Here is an 18,414-nt window from a genome sequence, read left to right as displayed (position 1 = left end):
CACGGGGCTTTCAAGGGACCCTGTTGATTCCAGGCACTATGGCGGGGCGCGCGAGGGCGGGCAACCGGTGCAAACGGGCGCAGGCCATGCCTCTGACGCAATCGGGCCGATGATAATGGGCCGCGCTCTTGACGGCTTGCGCTCGATCAAATCCTATCCGCCGCGATCTCAGGAGTTTCGTTCATGTCCGTCGACGACAGGCCTACGCTCAGCGCTCCCGACGACGATCCCTGGCTGTGGCTGGAGGAGATCGAGGGCAAGCTGGCGCTCGATTTCGTCGCGCGGCAGAACAGCCTGACGCTCGACGCATTTGGTGGAAAGGCCTTCGAGCGCGATCGCGACATCCTCGCGGCGATCTACGATCGCCCCGACAACATTCCCTATGTGAGCCGGCGCGGCAAAGATCTGCACAATCTCTGGAAGGACGCGACCAACCCGCGCGGCCTGTGGCGGCGGACTTCGCTTGCAGAGTTTCGCAAGCCGCATCCAGCGTGGGAGATCATGCTGGATGTCGACCAGCTCGCCGCGCGCGAAGGCGAGGACTGGCTGCTGAGCGGCATCACCACACAGCCGGGAAACTCGCGGGCGATTTTGAGCCTGTCGCGCGGTGGCAGCGACGCCGTCACCTTGCGCGAATTCGACATCGACACCAAGAGTTTCGTTGAGGACGGATTTGCGCTGCCGGAAGCCAAGGGCGGCGCCGATTGGCTCGATGCCGACACGCTGCTGCTGTCGAGCGCCCATGGCGAAGGCATGGCGACGAGTTCGGGATATTCGCGGACGGTTCGCCTGTGGCGGCGCGGCCAGTCTGTCGATCAGGCGCAGATGATGATCGAGACCACGGCCGATCATATGGCCATGTCCGGCATAGCCGACGACACCGCCGCGGTCCCACGCAGCTGGTTCGTCGACCAGATCGACTTCTTCAATCATACGATCTGGCTGCGGGATGCAGACGGCACGACGACGAAGCTCGACCTGCCGACCGGCATCTGGATGCAGGCACATGGCGACTGGTTCGCGATGAAGCTGCGCGAAGCCTGGTCGATCGAGGGGAGAACCTATGCCGCCGACACCGTGCTCGGCATGTCGCTCTCGGCATTCCTTGCCGGCAGCCGCGATTTCGCGGTCCTGTTCGAGCCGGAGCCTCGCCGCGCCCTGCAAGGTCTGTTCTGGGCCGGGGGCAGACTGGTACTGTCGATCCTCGACGAACTCCAGCCGCAATTCGAGATATGCACGCCGTCCGCCACGAGCTGGAGCCGCGAGTCACTCGGCGGCCTGCCGCAGATCGGCGTCGTCGACATCTGGCCGCTCGATCGCCATCCCTCCGAGAGCAATGGCGACCTGCTCGCCAATGTGCAGGATCCCCTGACGCCGCCGTCGCTGCTGCTGATGGAGCGCGGCGCCGCGAGCCCGATTGTGTTGAAGCAGGCGCCGAAGATTTTCACTGCCGACGGCCTCGTGGTGACCCAGCACGAGGCGATCTCGATCGACGGCGAGCGCATTCCCTATGTCCAGACCGGCCCCGCCGGCGAGAGCGGCGATGCGCCGGTCTATATGAGCGCCTATGGCGGCTTCGGGCTCTCGGTGAAGCCGTATTACAACGCATCGCTCGGCAAGCTGTGGCTGGAGCGCGGCGGCACGACGGTGCAGGCGAATTTGCGCGGCGGCGGCGAATTCGGCACACGCTGGCACGATGCCGGCCGGCTCGCCGGCAAGAAACTGTCGCACGACGATTTCGCCGCGGTCGCCGCGGATCTCGTCCGCCGTGGCGTGACCAAGGCGAAGCGCATCGCCGCGCAGGGCGGATCGAACGGCGGCATCCTCATCACCAACATGCTGGTGCGATACCCCGAACGTTTCGGCGCGCTGTTCTGCACGATCCCGCTGATCGACATGCGCCGCTACACAAAGCTGCTCGCCGGCGCGAGCTGGATCGCGGAATATGGCGATCCTGACAAGCCGGAGGAGTGGGACTGGCTGAAGACGTACTCCGCCTATCACAACGTCAAAGCCGGCCAGCCCTATCCGCCGATCCTGATCGCCACCACCCGGCGCGACGACCGCGTCCATCCCGGGCATGCGCGCAAGATGGCGGCAAAGCTCCAGGCGATGGGTTATGAAGCCTGGTTCTACGAACCGGAAGCAGGCGGCCACGGCTACGGCAAGGACAACAAGGAGCGCGCCGGCTTCGAGGTGCTCGGCTTCCGGTTCTTGAAGAACAAGATCGGGTGGGAGGACGGCGAGGCGTGATCGCCTCTTGCCCGAGTTCAGCGCACGCCGCCCAGCAAGTGGTGCATCTCTCCCGGTTGCGGGAGAGGTCGGCGCGTCCCGGGCGATGCGAAGCATCGTCCCGCGCGCCTGGTGAGGGTTTTATCCTCTAGGAGGTACCCCCGTTGCGGAAACACCCTTTCCCCAGCCCTCCCCCGCAGGCATAGGGGGAATCGCATATTGCACCGCTGCTGCAGGCGAGGTGGAATAACGACTTCCTCCTCTCCGTCCTCGCCCATATGCGATAGCCCTACCCCCGCGCGGCGAGCCGGAGCGGCGGAGAATTTAATTTGATTTTGCATTAAAATTATGTGTTATATATTTAATTCAGCTATCTTATTTATTCTATGACATTAATTAATTCGATGAGTACCAAAACCATGCGACCAGGCCGATTAATCACGCCATTGTAGTTGTTATTGAAAGAGGCGTGATGCATGCGCCGCCCAATTGATATTGCGCCGAGGAACGGAGAAGACATCTGGGTGGAAGATGCGGCCGGGGCTGTTGAGGCCGCCCACTGGTCGTGCGAGGAGGGCAAATGGGTTTGGACGGACGGCTCTCCGATCGACATCGCGCCGACCCATTGGTATCCCGCAACCGAGGATGTCGATCCAGAGGATTGAGCCGTCAGGCAGTTCGCTCGCGGCGGCTGTGATCTTGATCGTCGCAATCTTCGTGGGAGCAACCCTGCTCGGTGTGTTCGAGCCATTCAACGCGCGAACGGCTCAGGAGGCGACGCGCATCGACGGCGAAAGTGTCGTCAGCCTCGGTCGGCAGGCGGAAATCGCGACCAATTCGCAAGCAACACCTCAGCCAGAAACGATTGGAGCCCCGGTGTTGGCGGTGCCGGCAAGCACGGGCCGGCAGCAGCTCGTCGACGATTCTCCCCGCAGTGATCCACGCGCCAGCGAACTGGCCGGGGCGCGCAAAGAGCTTGACGAGGCGGTCCAGCGCACGCAGGCGGCTGAAATGGCCACGGAGCAGCTGCGGCAATCGCTTCAACAGGAGCAAGCTCACAGCGCCGCGCTCGTGGACCAACTCGCCGGAACCCGCCGCGAAATCGAGACGCGGAACCAACAATCGCGCGACGCGGAGGCTGTCGCTGCGCAGCAGAGAGATGCGGCGGCTCAGGACATCGCAGAACTGCGACGGTCATTGGAGAAGGAGCGGGACAGGAGCGCCGTGCTCGACAAGCAGGTGAACGCCGCGCAAGCAGCGACCGCGACCGCTGTGCAACAACGCCACGAGGCACAGTCACGCGCCGCGGCACTCGCGAGTGAACTTGCCGGAATACCTCGCGGACCGCTCACGCCGGATGGTGCGGCAGCTGAGCAAAGCGATCTAAAGGGACAGGAGATCGCGGAATTGCGGCAGTCCCTGCAGCAGGAACGGGAAAGGAGCGCCGTTCTCGTCGCAGAGGCCAAAGCGGCGCGAGCGGTAACGGCCGACGCCGAACAACAACGCCGCGCACTCGAAGAAGCCAGAGCGCACGCCGCTGCGCTGGCGAGCAAACTTACCGTAATGCGCCGCGAAATCGAAAGCCGAAACGTGCATTTGCGTGAGGCGGCCGATGCGGCCTCGCAGCAGGAACAGGCAGCGGGCCGAGAGATCGCCGATTTGCGGCAGTCGCTGCAACAGGAGCGGAGCAGGGCTGACGCCAGGGAGAGCGACCTCGCATCGGCGGGGCGCCCCGATGAGCGCGGCCCCGAGCAACCACCTGCAGGCTCGATCTTGCCGGCGACGCAGAAGGTGAAAGTGACCTCAGCGGAGCCGCTGATAGTTTCAGAGCAAAACGAGGTAGAGGCCAGATTGATCCCGCGCGCCAGGGAATTGCTCGATCAGGGAAATATTGGTGCAGCGCGAATTGTGCTTGAGCTTGCGGTTGAGAAGGACATTGCACGAGCAAGTTTCATGCTCGCGGAGACATATGATCCTGCGGTTTTGTCGGCCTGGGGTACCTATGGAACGCGCAGCGAAGCGATCAAGGCGCGAGAACTCTACGCCAAGGCACAGAGAGGCGGCATTCGCGAGGCCAAGGAACGGCTGGATGCGTTGCATCCCTGAGTCTTGTTGCAGAACGAAAGGCTGCGATGGCGATCGAGAAGGGAACGACATGAACAAGGTGCCAAGGTCACTCTCGCTGCTGCTGGTCACCGCGCTGGTGCCAATGGCCATTCTGCTTCAGCCGGCCTGCCTGAAAGCACAAACTGGGAAAAACTCCACGGGCGATGCACAATTCGTCCGACGGCCACTCCCGCAAGTGAACGAAAAAGACCGAATGAACGCCTGGACGGTCGGCCTTGCCGGCGGCCTGCTCGAGGGCGCGCCGATCCGTCTCGCAGCAGAAATGGCCCGGGTCGTTGACGACGGTGCAGACCTGCATCTCCTCCCGATCGTCACCCGAGGCGCTACCGACAATCTTAATGCGCTGCTCTATTTGCGTGGTGTCGATACCGCCATCATCAATTCCGACGCGCTCGATGAATACAAGCTTCAGGTACCGCAGATCCAAAGTCGCATCACTTATCTGCTCAATCTTTTCCCGTCTGAGCTGCACATTTTCGTGCGACCGGAGATCACAAGCCTGCAGGATCTTGCCGGCAAGAAAGTGAACTTCAATACCCAGGGCACCGCAGCCGCCTATTCAGGACCGCTGATCTTTAGCCGTCTCGGCATCGAGATCGACAAGGCGTTCATTCCGCATCAAGTTGCCCTGGAGCAGATGCGCAAAGGAGAGATGTCGGCCGTCGTGTTCATCACATCGAAACCCGTCGACGCCTTCGTGCGCGGCCGCTGGGAGGCGGGCTTCAAGTTTCTCCCTGTCCATTACGACAGGAAGTTCGAGGACTATTATCTGCCCGCGACCTTGGACGCAAATGAGTACCCCAATCTGATCAAGCAGGGTGAGCGGGTCTCGACCATCGCGGTGCCGACAGCACTTGTTGCATTCAACTGGCCGCCGCGCTCGAACCGCTATCAACGCGTGGCACGCCTTGTCGAGTACCTGTTCTCGCGCGTCGATCGCCTGCAGGCGCCGGGCTTTGACCCGAAATGGCGGTCGATCAATCTCGCGGCAACCGTCCCCGGTCTCACCCGCTTCCAAGCCGCGCAGGAATGGCTAGACCGCAAAGCGCGCAGCGCACAGGCGCCGCCATGAAGACTGCTGCTCCTCCACTCGCCGTCGCCTTCAACATTGTCTGCGGAATCGCGTACGCGCAAAGCACGAGCGATTCCATGGAAACACTTGGGGCATGTTCGGCGACGAAGGGATCAGCGCAGCTGGAGTGTGTGCAAGATTTATCACCTAAGGGCCCACCGCTTGGCCGACGCGGGGCAGATGATAGCTGGCTGGTCAGCGAGACCACATCGCCGGTCGACTATTCACCGATCGTCACCGCCACCATCTCTTCTGTCAGCGGCCCGAACGGCGCCGCGATGCAACTCGCTATCCACTGCCGCAAAGGTCGCACGGAAGTCATGATCGCGGGACCGGCGCTCTCACGCGGCGCCAACGAATATGCTGTCTCTTATCGACTCAATGCGGATCCGCCAATTCAACTTGCGGCCGCCTCGCCGTCGTTCGGGTCTGGAATCGCTTTGGGAGGCGATGCCGTGCAATTGCTGAAGTCATTACCCGATGACGGTAGCATCATTGTGCGTCTTTCCAGCCGCACCGGCGCGGTGCAAGAGGGACAGTTCCGGCTCGGCGGATTCAAGAACGTGCGTGAAAAAATGGCGGCTGCGTGCAAATGGCCACATAGCGTCGCCAGACCAGGAGGGTGATGGTCATGGAGCGGGGAGAAACAAGATGATCAGTCTGAAGTCGGCAATCGCAGTCATCAGCGGCTTGGCGATGATGTTCCTGGTCGGGCCAAACGTCCAGGCCGAGTCGGACAACCATATGATCCCGCAGGCGAGTGAGAGCGTAGCGAGCAATCAGAAGCACCCGGGCGGACACAGGCAGGCGAGAAAGCCGGCGCAGAATCAAACAATTAACCGGGCCCCCGCGAGTGAGACGCGGCTGGCTCAAGCAACAAGACCCGAGATCGCCAACAAGTCGCATCGGCTGATCCTGCAAGTGAATTCCAACGAACCCGCGATGATGAACTTGGTACTCAACAATGCAACCAACGTCGCGCAATACTACCGCGAGCTCGGTGAGGCGGTGTCGATCGAGGTCGTCACCTTTGGCCCTGGCCTTCACATGCTGCGCGATGACACTTCGCCGGTAAAGCCGCGCATCGAGGTGCTCGCGATGAGCCATCCCGAAATTTCTTTCAAGGCCTGCGGAAACACCCAGGAAAATATGCGTAAGGCGGAGAACAAGGACATCAACCTGATTGCTCAGGCGACGGTTGTTAAATCCGGCGTCGTCCGCGTTATGGAGCTGCAGGAGCAGGGCTGGAGCTACATCAAACCGTGAGGTCACGCGAGAACACCAGGGTCAGATTGTTCGCCGGCATGTCGATCGTATCGACGAGGCGAAGACCTACGCCGCGTGCGAGGCGCTCGACGTCGCTGATGTCGCGCACGCCCCAGTCGGGATTGCCTTCACGCAAGGATGTGTCGAACACGGCATTGCTGAGCGCGGTGTGCTTGCCGCCGCGCTTGAAGGGGCCGTAGAGGAACAGCTTGCCGTCGGCCCGCAAATAGCGGCCGGCGCCGGCGAACAGGCCCTCGGCGACCTCCCATGGCGCGATGTGGATGACATTGGCGCAGAACACGGCGGCAAGACTTGTCGGCCCCTGCCCGCTCGTCATCTCCAGACACCAGTCGGGATCCGTGAGATCGATCCGCAAGGGCGAACGGATGTTTTGCAGGCCGGCATGAACGCGCCAGGCCTCGATGCTCTTGATGTGGCGCTGGTTGAGATCGCTGGGCCACCAGATCAGGCCGGGCGTGTGGCGGGCGAAGTGGACCACGTGCTGCCCGGTTCCGCTGCCGAGCTCGACCACGTCGCCGGTGCAGCCGGCGAGATGCTTTTCCAGTACCGCCCAGAGCGATTCGTGATTGCGATGAAACGCGGGTGCATCGAGACGGCCATCCGACTCGACCCGCCCGCCGTCCCTGCCAAATTCGACGACATATTCAGCCAATTGAAGTCCCCGGAAAAGAAGAAGCAGACGAAAACGCGATCAGAGCCAAGCGCCCGAGAAAAAATGACTGGCCCCAACAGGCCTTACGGACGAACTAGCTCCTTAAGTTGCAATGCAGAAGATATTAACTCCATTTTGCGGCCTGCATAGTCTTGATTGTCAGAACGAGCCGGGTGTGCTTTTGAGCACTACCTTTGGTACACCAGATCATGTTTCGGGACGACGCCTTGACCGCCTTTCCCTGCAAACCCGCCCTGCTCGTTGCGCTGGCCGCCTTGGGGCTCTTGGCGGCCGCGACCCCGGTGCGGGCGCAATCCGCCGTGACCGAGGGCCAGAAACTCGCTTTCGACCGCGGCAAGGGCAATTGCCTGACCTGCCACGTCATCAAGGGTGGCGACCTGCCGGGAACGATCGGGCCGGAACTGAAGGACCTCAAGGCCAAGTACCCCGATCGCAACGAGCTGACCGCGATCATCTTCGACGAGACCAAGCGTAATCCGCAGACCATGATGCCGCCGTTCGGCCCGGAACCGGATTTTGACCGAACAGGAGATCAGCGCGATCGTTGATTTCCTGCAAACCCTGTGACCGCCGGCACGCCAGGAGACCTGAGATGACCGCACTCACCGGCCCACGCGCGACGCGGCGCCTGATCCTCCAGGGCGCGGCCTCGGTCGCGCTGCTCGGCCTCGGCAATCTGCCGTTCGCTCCCGCGCGTGCCGCGGCCAACGACAAATATCCGGAAGAGGCCTTCAGGCAGAAGAGCGAAGCGGACGCCATCAAGGCGCTCTACGGCAGGACCGCCGAGCCGTCCGACAAGGTCAAGCTGGATGCCCCCGAGATCGCCGAGAACGGCGGCGTCGTGCCGATCTCGGTGACGACGACGCTCGACAAGGTCACCTCGATCTCGTTCTTCGTGGCCGAGAACCCGAGCGCACTGGCCGCGAGCTACAAGATTCCCGAAGGCACGATCCCTGGTGTCGCCAACCGCCTGAAGATGGCCAAGACCACCAACGTCGTCGCAATCGTGGAGGCCGACGGCAAGCTCTACAGCGCGACCAAGGAAGTCAAAGTCACCGTCGGCGGCTGCGGCGGCTAAGCGAGGAAGTTCGACATGGCATCCAGCATTCGCGTCCGCGCTACCGCCAACGGCGACATCACCGAGGTTCAGGCGCTGATCCAGCATCCCATGGACACCGGCTTCGTCAAGGATGCCAAGGGCGAGTTGATCCCCGCGCATTACATCCAGGAGCTAAAGTTCGAATGTAACGGCAAGGACGTCTTCGTCGCCGATTGGGGCACCGCCATTTCCAAGGACCCCTACGTCAAGTTCAGCTTCAAGGGCGCCAAGAAGGGCGACGATCTCAAGATCTCCTGGACCGACAACAAGGGTGGCTCGGACACCACCACCGCGAAGATCGCGTGATGAAGGCCCCCATCTCTCTCCTGCTTGGCTCGTTGAGCGCCGCGCTCGTCGCGTTCGCCCTCGCCTCTCCGCGTGTGGTCGCGGCCGACAAGGTCGATCCCGTTGCCGATGCGAAAGCGTTCCAGAACTTCTTCTTCCAGAAATTTCCGACCGTGAAGCACGAGGATTTCGTCAACGGTCCTTATTCGATGAACGAGGACATGAAGCGGCAGTGGCAGGAGAAGGAGGAATTCCCGCCTTACGAGTTCGCGCTCGACGCCGGCAAGGAAATGTTCGCGACCCCGTTCAAGAACGGCAAGACCTATGCCGATTGCTTCCCGAACGGCGGCATCGGCGTCCGCCAGAACTATCCTTACTTCGACGAGAAGGAAGGCAAGGTCGTCACGCTGGAGCTGGCGCTCAACCGCTGCCGCGAGGCCAATGGCGAGGCGCCCTATTCCTACGTCAAGGACGAGATGGCCTCGCTCACGGCGTACATGGCCTTCACCTCGCGCGGCAAGCCGATGGACATCAAGATTCCCGATGATCCCCGCGCGCTCGCGGCGTTCGAGAACGGCAAGCGGTATTTCTACACCCGCCGCGGCCAGATGAATTTCTCCTGCGCGAGCTGCCATGTGCAGAGCCCGGGCGAGCGCATCCGCGCCGAGATCCTGGCGCCGGCGCTGGGCATCTTGAACGCGATGCCGATCTACCGCTCCGAATGGAGCGGCATGGGCACGACCACCCGCCGCTTCGTCACCTGCAACAGCCAGACCCGCGCGGTTCCACTGGAGCCGCAGGCGGATGAATATCGCGACGTCGAGTATTTCCTGTCCTACGTCGCCAACGGCCTGCCGATATCAGGCCCGGGAGCGCGGCCATGAAGCGGTCACTTCCTCTCGCCATGCTGCTCGCCTTGGGCCTCGCGCCGGCGGCGCGCGCGGCAAATGAGGCGGATTACAAGACGGCCTATTCCGCCGCCGAAGCCGCATCGAAGGAGGCCGCCAGCTTGCGCCACCAATGGACCGTGACCGTCTCGGCGCTGGCCGCCGCGAAGAAAGCGGGCGATGGCGGCGATTTCGACCGGGCCGTCGCCGCAGCCAAGCAGGCCGAGGCGCTGGCGAAGGCCTCGATCTTCCAGGCCATTTCCGAAAAAGAAGCCTGGAAGGCGATGGAAATCCGCTAGACTGTTCGCTCGTGCAACAGCCTTGCGACCATTAGAGGGCGCGGAGAATTTCTGGATGGCGATCCGCCGCCGCGATTTCCTGAAGAATGCTGGGCTCGCCGCCGCATCGCTCAGCCTGCCGCGGCTTGCGCGCGGAGCCGAGGCCGCGAGCATTTACGACCTCGAACGGTTCGGCAATGCGCGCATCCTTCACCTCACCGACACGCATGCGCAGCTCAATCCGGTCTATTTTCGCGAGCCCAGCGTCAATATCGGCATCGGCGAGATGGCGGGACGGCCGCCGCATCTGGTCGGCCGCGCCTTCCTCGAACGTTTCGGCATCCGGCCCGACAGCGCGGATGCCTATGCCTTCAGCTGCTTCGAGTTCGAGAAGTCCGCAGGCCGCTTCGGCAAGCTCGGCGGCTTCGCCCATCTGAAGACGCTGATCGATCGCCTGCGCGGCGATGCCGGCGAAAAGCACTCCGTGCTCGTTGACGGCGGCGATCTCTGGCAAGGCACGGGGCTCACCAACATCATGCAGGGCCGCGACATGGTCGAGGTCGCAAACCTGCTCGGTATCGAGGCGATGACCGGGCATTGGGAATTCACCTATGGCGAGCAGGCGCTGCGCGACAATCTCGGGCGCTTCAAGGGCGAGTTCCTGGCGCAGAACGTTTTTCTCACCGAGGAAGCCGCATTCAACGACGCGCCCGCCTTCGACAAGGCGACGGGGCGCGTGTTCAAGCCCTCGGTGATCAAGGAGCTAGGCGGCCATCGCGTCGCGATCGTCGGCCAGGCCTTCCCTTACGTGCCGATCGCGCATCCCAAACGGTTCACGCCGGACTGGACCTTCGGCATTCGCGAGGAAGAGCTCCAGAAGCACGTCGACGGCCTGCGCAACACCGACAAGGTCGATGCGGTCATCCTGCTGTCGCACAACGGCATGGACGTCGATCTCAAGCTCGCAAGCCGCGTCACCGGCATCAACGTCATTCTCGGCGGCCACACCCATGATGCGATCCCGCAGCCAATCGCAGTAAAGAACGCGAGCGGCACCACGCTCGTCACCAACGCCGGCTCCAACGGAAAATTTTTGGCCGTGCTCGACCTCGCGCTCGACAAGGGCAAGGTCAGCGATATCAAATATCATCTGCTGCCGGTCTATTCCGAGCTGTTGAAACCCGATCCGGGGATGGCCGAACTGATTGGCCGGTTGCGGGCGCCCTTCGTCACCGACTGGTCGGAGAAGATCGCAACGCCCGATCGCCTGCTGTATCGCCGCGACAATTTCGCCGGCCCGGTCGACGAGCTGATCTGCACCGCGCTGCGCAGCGAGCTCGATGCCGAGGTCGCGCTGTCGCCGGGCTTCCGCTGGGGCGTCACCGCGCTGTCCGGCCAGGCGCTGACCATGGAGGATTTGCTTGCGGAAACCGCGATCAGCTATCCCGAGACCTATGTGCAGGAGATGACCGGCACGCAGATCAAGGACGTGCTGGAAGACATCTGCGACAATCTCTTCAATCCCGACCCCTATTACCAGCAGGGCGGTGACATGGTGCGCGCCGGCGGGCTCCGCTACACCTGCACCCCGACGGCTGCGATCGGCAGCCGCATCTCCGAGTTGAAGCTCAACGGCGGCAAGGCGGTTTCCGCAAACCACCGCTACAAGGTGGCGGGCTGGGCCTCCGTCAACGGCCAGCAAGGCGCGCCGGTGTGGGAGGTCGTCGCCAAATATCTGCGCTCGGGCCGGATGTTACAGGAGCGGCTCGGCTCCGGCGTCACGCTGAAAGGCGTCGAGGGCAATCCAGGTATTGCAGGACAGGGATGATGCGATCGCAGATCTTATCCGCGATGCTGCTGGCGCTGCTCGCCTTCGCTGCCACGCCGCTCGCTTACGCACAGCAGGTGCCGCTCCAGGACAAGCCGTTCGCGGAGCACAAGGTCGTGTTGCAGCTCTCCGATGGCGATGCCAAGAAGCAGGCGCTGGTGCTGAGCGTCGCCAACAATTTGCTGAAGGCCTACGACCCCGACAAAATTGCGATCGAGGTGGTGGCGTTCGGTCCCGGCATCGATCTGCTGTTGTCAGGCAGCGAGCGCCGCAAGCAGGTCGAGAGCCTGATCGCGCAAGGCGTACGCTTCGACATCTGCCTCAACACCGTCGACACGATCGAGCGGGAGACGGGCAAGCGGCCGGAGTTCATTCCCGCGGCCACACCGGTGCAGGTGGGTGTCGGGCAGATCCTGTTTCTGGCGGAGAATGGGTACACATTGGTGCGGCCCTGAGCCTTTTGTCTGGGCAAAACGTCGCGGCACATTCGGTGTCGTCGCCCGCGGTCGGCGATCCAGGACTCCGACACCGCGAGGGGTACGGAAAGGCCGCGGCGTACTGGATTCCCCGCCTTCGCGGGGAATGACAGCGGTGGCTGAGGTGACTCCCAGCCGCCCATCGCGGGAATAAAAATCTTCTAAATTACCTTACTTAGACAGTCAATTACTTCTCTTTTTGGACCGAAGTGTAGTAGAATTTCAAGGTAGTTCACGCGGGTCTTGCCATGATCTTCCGCCAGCTCTTCGACAGTGTTTCGGGTACCTACAGCTATCTTCTGGCGAGCCGCCCCGGCGGCGAGGCGCTGATCCTCGATCCCGTGCTGGAGAAGGTCGACCGCTACTGCCAGTTGCTGCGCGAGCTCGACCTCAAGCTGGTCAAGGCGGTGGACACGCATCTGCACGCCGACCACGTCACCGGCCTCGGCGAGCTGCGCGACCGCACCCATTGCATGACCGTGATGGGCGACCAGACCAAGGCCGACGTGGTGGCGATGCGGGTTGCCGACGGCGACAAGGTGACGATCGAGGGCCTGTCGCTCGACGTGATGTACACGCCCGGCCACACCGACGATTCCTATTCCTATCTGATGGGCGACCGCGTCTTCACCGGTGATACGCTCCTGATCCGCGGCACCGGCCGCACCGATTTCCAGAACGGATCTTCGCGCGCACAATACGAGTCGATTTTCAATCGGCTGCTGAAGCTGCCGGACGAGACGATGGTGTTCCCGGCGCATGACTACAAGGGCGACACCGTCTCCACTATCGGCGAGGAGAAGCGCTACAATCCGCGGCTTCAGGTGCGCTCGGTCGACGACTATATCGAGCTGATGGCCAATCTGAAGCTGCCCAATCCGAAGATGATGGACGTCGCAGTGCCCGCCAACATGCATGTCGGCCTGCATCAGGAGGAGCTCGAGAAAGAGGGCCGCGCGCTCAGCGCCGTCGAGGCGATCCGCTCGCTCGGCCGGCCCGACATCCTGCTGGTCGATTTGCGCGAGACCAATGAGCGGATGAAGCACGGCATGCTCGAAGGCGCGCTGCATACGCCCTATCCATCCATTGAAGACAGCCTCAAGCCCGGCGGCATGCTGCGCGAGGTCGCGGCCGCCACCGGCCGCCGCGTCGTGTTCTTCTGCGCCTTCGGCGAACGCTCGGCGATGGCTGTGGCCGCCGCCAAGGAGACCGGGCTCACCAACACCGCGCATATCGCCGGGGGGATCGATGCCTGGAAGAAGGCCGGCGGGCCGGTGATGCACTGACGACGGCCTCGCCGCCATTCTTGAGATAGATCAGGAACCGCCCATATAGTCGGGCTAGGACGGATGCAGCATCACCATCCGGGAGCAGCCATGGCCAAGATCGGCAAGCCGAGCGAGCCGCCAAAGACGAAGACCAAGACGGCCGAGAACAAGGCAAAGCAGCCTCCGCCCCCGCGCGAGATCGACGACGATTACGAAGACGGCGATTTTGCTACACCGAAGCGTGATCGCCATGGGAATGACGATGAGCCCTTGTGAGGCGGTGATGTTCGCCCTGCGACCGCTGAATGATCGAGATCGCAGCCAGTCACCTCTGCTACCTGCCATGCGCCTGCGTTCATGGACAAATAACCGCTGTCCCCGATAATTTGCGCGTGTCCAAGTGACGTGAAACGGAACTGCAATGGTTGACGTTCTTGCCGCACCGCAGCAAGGCAAGGCGGACAGCGCGCTACGCACGCTGACCGGAATTTCGATCGCGCATTGGGTCAGCCATTTCCATCTGCTGGTCCTGCCGATGCTGTTCCCGTTCCTGAAAAGCCAGCTCGGCGTCGGCTATGTCGAGCTCGGCTTCGCGCTTACCGTGTCCGCCGTGGTATCGGGGCTGACGCAGGCGCCGACCGGCTATCTCGTCGACCATTTTGGCGCGCGAAAGATCCTGCTCGGCGGCCTCACCCTCGGCGGGATCGCGCTGATCCTGCTCGGCCTGCACCTGAGCTACACCTCGCTGATCGCCTGCGCCGTGCTGCTCGGGCTCGCCAACAGCGTCTACCATCCCGCCGATTACGCCATCCTCGCCGAGCACATGGACGAAGCGCGGATGGGCCGTGCGTTCTCGATCCACACTTTTGCCGGCTATTTTGGCGGCGCGGTCGCACCCGCAATCGTTGCTGCGCTCGTCACGGTGTCTGGCGGTGGCGGTGCGCTGATCGCGTCGGGCGCGATCGGTGTTCTGGTCGCGCTGTTGCTGGTGACCATGAACATTCCCGATGCCGGCGCGCACAAGTCAAAGCCGGGCAACGAGAACGCACCGAAGCAGGCCGTCATCACGCCGGCGCTGATCACGTTGACGGCGCTGTTCATGCTGCTCAGCCTGTCGGTGGCCGGCATCAACAATTTCGGCGTGGTGGCGCTGATGAGTGGCTATGGCGCGACCTATTCCGCAGCCAATGTCGCGCTCACCGCGTTCCTCGGTGCAAGCGCCGTCGGCGTGCTCGCGGGCGGCTTCCTTGCCGACCACACCGAGCGCCACGGCTATGTCGCCGCCGCCTGCTTCGCTGCGAATGCGCTGATCGTGCTGCTGATCGCGCTGGTGACGCTGCCCGGCTGGATCCTGACGGCCGCGATGATGATGGCGGGCTTCCTCTCCGGCGTGATCGCACCCTCGCGCGACATGCTGGTGCGCAATGCAGCTCCTCCCGGCGCGGCAGGCCGCGCCTTCGGCATCGTCTCCACCGGCTTCAATCTCGGCGGCATCGTCAGTCCGCTGTTGTTCGGCTGGATCATGGACCAGAGCGCGCCGCATTGGGTGTTCGGGGCGTCCGTGATCTTCATGCTGGCGACGGTGGTGCTGTCGCCGTTCACGGAGCGGAAGCGGCAAGCCAAGGCGTAGCTGCAACGCCGGGACGACAAGAAACAACAACAAACGGGGAAGAAACACCATGAGCAACCCTGATCTCGTGATCCGCGGCGGCACGGTCGCAGATGGAAGCGGCGGCGAGCTGTTCGAGGCTGACATCGCCATCACCGGCGGCAGAATCAGCAAGATCGGAAAGGTCGCTGCAAAGGGACAGGAAGAGATCGACGCGCGCGGCAAGCTCGTCACGCCGGGCTTCGTTGACGTTCACACCCATTACGACGGCCAGGTCACCTGGAGCCAGGACATGACGCCGTCCTCGCAGAACGGCGTCACCACCGCGATCATGGGCAATTGCGGCGTCGGCTTTGCGCCGTGCAAGCCCGCCGACCACACCCGCCTGATCCAGCTCATGGAAGGCGTCGAGGACATTCCCGAGCCCGTCCTGAGCGCCGGCATCCCCTGGGCATGGGAGAGCTTTCCGGATTACATGGAATGGCTCTCCAAGCGCGATTTCGACATCGATGTCGGCGCGCAGCTGCCGCATGCGGCGCTGCGGGTCTATGTCATGGGCGAGCGCGGCGCGCGCCGCGATCCTTCTACGGCGGAAGACAATGCGGCGATGGCAAAGCTCGCGGGCGAGGCGGTGCGCTCGGGCGCGCTGGGCTTCTCGACCTCTCGCACCCTCAACCACCGCACCTCGACCGGCGATTTCACGCCGACGCTGAAGGCCGGCGAGGACGAGCTCACCGCGATTGCGGGCGCGATGCATCGTGAGGGACGCAGCGTTCTGCAATTCGTGCTCGATCTCTCCACCATCGACGAAGACCTGCCGATGATGCTGCGGGTGGCTGACGCCACGAAGTGCCCGATCTCGTTCTCGATCACGCAGAACGACAAGGCGCCGCAGCGCTGGCGCCGGACGCTGGACGAGATCAATGCGGCAGCGAAGCGTGGCCTCTCGATCACCGCGCAGATCGCCGCGCGGCCCGTCGGCCTCCTGCTCGGGCTCGAGCTGTCGCGAAACCCGTTCCAGACCCATCCGAGCTACAAGGCGATCGCGCATCTGCCGCTGAAGGAGCGGCTGGCGCGGTTGCATCAAAGCGAGGTGCGCGAGGCAATTTTGAGCGAGACGGCGACTGCGACCGACGATCCGCTGTTCTTCCGTCCCAACTACGACAAGATGTTCTTGCTCGGCGACCCCCCCGATTACGAGCAGCCGCCGGAGAACGCGCTGGGCCCGCAGGCGCGCAAGCAGGGCCGGCAGCCGGAGGAGCTCGCCTATGAGGCGATGCTGTCGGACGACGGCCGCGGCATGCTTTACGTGCCGTTCCTCAACTATGCCGACGGCAATCTGGACGCGACGCGCGAGATGCTGATTGATCCGCAATCGGTGCCCGGCCTCTCCGATGGCGGTGCGCATTGCGGCATCATCTGCGACGCGAGCTTTCCGACCTATCTGCTGACGCACTGGACACGTGACCGCAAGCGCGGCGAGAAGCTGACGATCCCGTTCGTGGTCGCCGCGCAATCGCGCAAGACCGCGCTCTCGGTCGGCCTCACCGATCGCGGGCTGATCGCTCCCGGCTATAAAGCCGACGTCAATGTGATCGACTACGGCCGGCTGCATTTGCATCCGCCGAAGGTGCACTACGATTTGCCGGTCGGCGGACGGCGGCTGTTGCAGGATGTCGATGGTTATGAGGCGACGATCGTGTCGGGCGTGGTGACGCGACGGCAGGGCGAGGCCACGGGAAGACGGCCGGGGAAGTTGATTCGGGGTGCGCAGGGGATGCAGTAGCGCTAAGGCGCGGAGGCGCTGCCTCTATCTCCGGTGTCGTCCCGGCCTAGTGGGCAATTGCGGACGAGGCCGGGACGACAGTGTTGGTTGGAACGAGCAGCGCGCTCCTTACGTCGCCGACACCGCGCTCTTCAGCGGCGCAGCTTGCGGGGCTGCACTACCGGTCAGCCTGGCCCTTTCCGTGTTCGGCCAGAGCAGAAGCAGCCCGAGCAGACCGGAGCCGACCATGACCGCCGCGTTGATGGTGAAGCCGGTCATGTAACCGTCGAGCATGCTGCCGGAGCGCTGGATCACGGCGCCCATGACGTTCGGCGCGATGATGCCGGAGAGCGTGTAGAGCGCGCCATAGATCGCGAGGATCGCGCCGCGCTGCGACGTCGGCGTGAACTCGCCGAGCATCGGCGGGCAAACGACATAGATTGCGCCGCACAGGCCCGAGCCGACGACGAGTAGCGCGATCTGCAATCCAGCGCCCTGCACATGCGGCATCGTCGCCAGGATCAGACCGCCGATGATCAGCGGCACCGAGCCGAGCACGCCGCGCGAAATGCGCGTGGTATAGCCGCGCGCATTCATCACCTGCGAGATCCAGCCCGTGAGAATAACGATTGTGGCGCCGAACACCCAGGGCAGGATCGAGACGAAGCCGGCCTGGCTCTGCGTGAACCCGAGGCCCTTGACGATGAATGGCGTGAACCAGGTGAGGCCGAGCGACAGCGCCCAATAGGCGCCGAAGGTCGCGATCACGCAGCCGAGAAAGGTGCGTGAGGTTAGAAGGCGCAAGTAGGGGATTTTCGGTTGGGTCGCTGCCAGAGCCTGCGTATCCTCCAGCGGGCCTTCCTGGCCGAACGCGAGCCAGGCACAAACCCACATCAGGCCGACGACGCCGAGCGCGCCGAAAGCATAGTGCCAGGAATGGTTGACGATGATCCAGTTCAGCGCCGGCACCGCGAGGATTACACCGAAGGCCGAACCTTGCGACAGGATCGCGGTCGGCAGCGTCCGCTTCTCGTCGGGGAACCATTTGTAGATCGCGTGCGCGGCGACCGAGAAGGCGGGGCCTTCGCCGGCGCCCAGCACGATGCGACAGATCAAGAACGTGGTGAACGAGACGGTGCCGACCATCGGAAACTGCGCCAGCGCCCAGACCACCGCCAGCGCGAGCAACACCCAGCGTGTCGGCACCTTGTTGACGATGAAGCCGACTACGATGGCGGAAATCGAGAACAGGAAGAAGAACGAGGAGCCGAGCAGACCAAACTGCTCCGGCCGGAGATTCAGGTCTGCCATGATCGGCACGCCGGCGAGGCCGACGACGATCTTGTCGGCGAAGTTTACCAGCATGAACAGAAACAGCAGAAAGGTGACCGTCCAGGCTCCCTTTGGCGTCCCCGTCGTCTTGCCCGCCACCGCTGCCGTTCCCTGAACGCTCATGATTCCCCCCGTCGTCTTTTTGGCACTTTTTTGATTTGACCGTCCTGGAAGCTAACAACGGCTTCGAGACCAA

The 18,414-nt window shown here is 63.1% G+C and carries 18 protein-coding genes and 1 pseudogene; 17 read left to right on the top strand and 2 right to left on the bottom strand.

What is annotated here, in order from left to right; genetic code table 11:
- The first annotated feature begins 183 nt into the window (after nt 1–183).
- The 6 genes from ACVWW3_RS33490 (at nt 184) to ACVWW3_RS33465 (ending at nt 6,697) form a co-directional block, all read left to right on the top strand.
- Nucleotides 184–2,253, top strand: coding sequence for a prolyl oligopeptidase family serine peptidase (locus ACVWW3_RS33490; protein ID WP_456651825.1), 2,070 nt, complete (start codon nt 184–186; stop codon nt 2,251–2,253).
- A 455-nt stretch (nt 2,254–2,708) separates the two neighbouring features.
- A complete protein-coding gene (locus ACVWW3_RS33485) occupies nt 2,709–2,897 on the top strand; it encodes a hypothetical protein (protein WP_456672278.1) in 189 nt (62 codons plus the stop codon).
- A gap of 34 nt (nt 2,898–2,931) precedes the next feature.
- Entirely contained in the window at nt 2,932–4,338 is a 1,407-nt protein-coding gene (locus tag ACVWW3_RS33480) for a hypothetical protein (RefSeq protein WP_456672277.1), read from the top strand.
- A 49-nt stretch (nt 4,339–4,387) separates the two neighbouring features.
- A complete protein-coding gene (locus tag ACVWW3_RS33475; RefSeq protein WP_247351830.1) occupies nt 4,388–5,431 on the top strand; it encodes a TAXI family TRAP transporter solute-binding subunit in 1,044 nt (347 codons plus the stop codon).
- Nucleotides 5,428–6,057, top strand: a complete 630-nt coding sequence (locus tag ACVWW3_RS33470) for a hypothetical protein (RefSeq protein ID WP_456651827.1) — start codon at nt 5,428–5,430, stop codon at nt 6,055–6,057. Before ACVWW3_RS33475 ends, ACVWW3_RS33470 begins: the two co-directional genes overlap by 4 nt.
- A gap of 25 nt (nt 6,058–6,082) precedes the next feature.
- Nucleotides 6,083–6,697 (top strand): DsrE family protein, encoded by a 615-nt coding sequence (locus tag ACVWW3_RS33465; RefSeq protein ID WP_456651828.1) that lies wholly within the window; start codon nt 6,083–6,085, stop codon nt 6,695–6,697.
- Here the strand turns inward: ACVWW3_RS33465 and ACVWW3_RS33460 are convergent.
- Nucleotides 6,687–7,370 (bottom strand): DUF938 domain-containing protein, encoded by a 684-nt coding sequence (locus tag ACVWW3_RS33460; RefSeq protein ID WP_456651829.1) that lies wholly within the window; start codon nt 7,368–7,370, stop codon nt 6,687–6,689. The two genes, ACVWW3_RS33465 and ACVWW3_RS33460, sit on opposite strands and share 11 nt — an antisense overlap.
- A 227-nt stretch (nt 7,371–7,597) precedes the next feature.
- Here ACVWW3_RS33460 and soxX point away from each other — a divergent pair.
- The 11 genes and pseudogenes from soxX to ACVWW3_RS33405 all read left to right on the top strand — a co-directional run bounded on the left by soxX (nt 7,598) and on the right by ACVWW3_RS33405 (nt 16,907).
- Nucleotides 7,598–7,958 (top strand): annotated as a pseudogene (soxX, locus tag ACVWW3_RS33455) (sulfur oxidation c-type cytochrome SoxX).
- Between the two features lie 25 nt (nt 7,959–7,983).
- On the top strand, nt 7,984–8,469 hold the full coding sequence (soxY, locus tag ACVWW3_RS33450) for a thiosulfate oxidation carrier protein SoxY (protein ID WP_247351821.1): 486 nt from the start codon (nt 7,984–7,986) through the stop codon (nt 8,467–8,469).
- A gap of 15 nt (nt 8,470–8,484) precedes the next feature.
- Nucleotides 8,485–8,796, top strand: coding sequence for a thiosulfate oxidation carrier complex protein SoxZ (soxZ, locus tag ACVWW3_RS33445; protein WP_247442181.1), 312 nt, complete (start codon nt 8,485–8,487; stop codon nt 8,794–8,796).
- A complete protein-coding gene (gene soxA / locus ACVWW3_RS33440; RefSeq protein WP_456651831.1) occupies nt 8,796–9,659 on the top strand; it encodes a sulfur oxidation c-type cytochrome SoxA in 864 nt (287 codons plus the stop codon). Before soxZ ends, soxA begins: the two co-directional genes overlap by 1 nt.
- Nucleotides 9,656–9,961 (top strand): hypothetical protein, encoded by a 306-nt coding sequence (locus tag ACVWW3_RS33435; RefSeq protein ID WP_247442178.1) that lies wholly within the window; start codon nt 9,656–9,658, stop codon nt 9,959–9,961. Before soxA ends, ACVWW3_RS33435 begins: the two co-directional genes overlap by 4 nt.
- 55 nt (nt 9,962–10,016) lie before the next feature.
- Nucleotides 10,017–11,768: a thiosulfohydrolase SoxB gene (gene soxB, locus ACVWW3_RS33430; RefSeq protein ID WP_456651832.1), complete on the top strand. Its 1,752-nt coding sequence runs from the start codon at nt 10,017–10,019 to the stop codon at nt 11,766–11,768.
- The gene (locus ACVWW3_RS33425) at nt 11,765–12,223 is read left to right on the top strand and encodes a DsrE family protein (RefSeq protein ID WP_456651833.1); all 459 of its coding nucleotides are present in this window, start codon (nt 11,765–11,767) and stop codon (nt 12,221–12,223) included. The genes soxB and ACVWW3_RS33425 overlap by 4 nt, the downstream gene beginning before the upstream one ends.
- Nucleotides 12,224–12,492: 269 nt before the next feature.
- Complete coding sequence (locus tag ACVWW3_RS33420) at nt 12,493–13,530, top strand: MBL fold metallo-hydrolase (RefSeq protein WP_354103282.1); 1,038 nt, start codon at nt 12,493–12,495, stop codon at nt 13,528–13,530.
- 90 nt (nt 13,531–13,620) lie between these two features.
- Nucleotides 13,621–13,788, top strand: coding sequence for a hypothetical protein (locus tag ACVWW3_RS33415; protein WP_247351809.1), 168 nt, complete (start codon nt 13,621–13,623; stop codon nt 13,786–13,788).
- A 145-nt stretch (nt 13,789–13,933) separates the two neighbouring features.
- A complete protein-coding gene (locus tag ACVWW3_RS33410) occupies nt 13,934–15,142 on the top strand; it encodes an MFS transporter (RefSeq protein WP_354048202.1) in 1,209 nt (402 codons plus the stop codon).
- Nucleotides 15,143–15,191: 49 nt separating this feature from the next.
- Entirely contained in the window at nt 15,192–16,907 is a 1,716-nt protein-coding gene (locus ACVWW3_RS33405) for an N-acyl-D-amino-acid deacylase family protein (protein WP_456651834.1), read from the top strand.
- Nucleotides 16,908–17,015: 108 nt separating this feature from the next.
- Here the strand turns inward: ACVWW3_RS33405 and ACVWW3_RS33400 are convergent, their stop codons facing one another.
- Complete coding sequence (locus tag ACVWW3_RS33400) at nt 17,016–18,341, bottom strand: MFS transporter (protein WP_456651835.1); 1,326 nt, start codon at nt 18,339–18,341, stop codon at nt 17,016–17,018.
- Nucleotides 18,342–18,414: the final 73 nt, after the last annotated feature.

The sequence above is a fragment of the Bradyrhizobium sp. LM2.9 genome (assembly GCF_054056555.1).
This window is presented reverse-complemented; position numbering and strand designations above follow the sequence as displayed.

Bases quoted from the DNA above. Each gene is read 5' to 3' on its own strand.
- ACVWW3_RS33410 (WP_354048202.1), top strand. From the start codon at position 13,934: ATGGTTGACGTTCTTGCCGCACCGCAGCAAGGCAAGGCGGACAGCGCG.
- ACVWW3_RS33485 (WP_456672278.1), top strand. From the start codon at position 2,709: ATGCGCCGCCCAATTGATATTGCGCCGAGGAACGGAGAAGACATCTGG.
- ACVWW3_RS33420 (WP_354103282.1), top strand. From the start codon at position 12,493: ATGATCTTCCGCCAGCTCTTCGACAGTGTTTCGGGTACCTACAGCTAT.
- ACVWW3_RS33415 (WP_247351809.1), top strand. From the start codon at position 13,621: ATGGCCAAGATCGGCAAGCCGAGCGAGCCGCCAAAGACGAAGACCAAG.
- ACVWW3_RS33470 (WP_456651827.1), top strand. From the start codon at position 5,428: ATGAAGACTGCTGCTCCTCCACTCGCCGTCGCCTTCAACATTGTCTGC.
- ACVWW3_RS33435 (WP_247442178.1), top strand. From the start codon at position 9,656: ATGAAGCGGTCACTTCCTCTCGCCATGCTGCTCGCCTTGGGCCTCGCG.
- soxZ (WP_247442181.1), top strand. From the start codon at position 8,485: ATGGCATCCAGCATTCGCGTCCGCGCTACCGCCAACGGCGACATCACC.
- ACVWW3_RS33400 (WP_456651835.1), bottom strand. From the start codon at position 18,341: ATGAGCGTTCAGGGAACGGCAGCGGTGGCGGGCAAGACGACGGGGACG.
- ACVWW3_RS33490 (WP_456651825.1), top strand. From the start codon at position 184: ATGTCCGTCGACGACAGGCCTACGCTCAGCGCTCCCGACGACGATCCC.
- ACVWW3_RS33465 (WP_456651828.1), top strand. From the start codon at position 6,083: ATGATCAGTCTGAAGTCGGCAATCGCAGTCATCAGCGGCTTGGCGATG.
- ACVWW3_RS33425 (WP_456651833.1), top strand. From the start codon at position 11,765: ATGATGCGATCGCAGATCTTATCCGCGATGCTGCTGGCGCTGCTCGCC.
- soxB (WP_456651832.1), top strand. From the start codon at position 10,017: ATGGCGATCCGCCGCCGCGATTTCCTGAAGAATGCTGGGCTCGCCGCC.
- soxY (WP_247351821.1), top strand. From the start codon at position 7,984: ATGACCGCACTCACCGGCCCACGCGCGACGCGGCGCCTGATCCTCCAG.
- ACVWW3_RS33475 (WP_247351830.1), top strand. From the start codon at position 4,388: ATGAACAAGGTGCCAAGGTCACTCTCGCTGCTGCTGGTCACCGCGCTG.
- soxA (WP_456651831.1), top strand. From the start codon at position 8,796: ATGAAGGCCCCCATCTCTCTCCTGCTTGGCTCGTTGAGCGCCGCGCTC.
- ACVWW3_RS33405 (WP_456651834.1), top strand. From the start codon at position 15,192: ATGAGCAACCCTGATCTCGTGATCCGCGGCGGCACGGTCGCAGATGGA.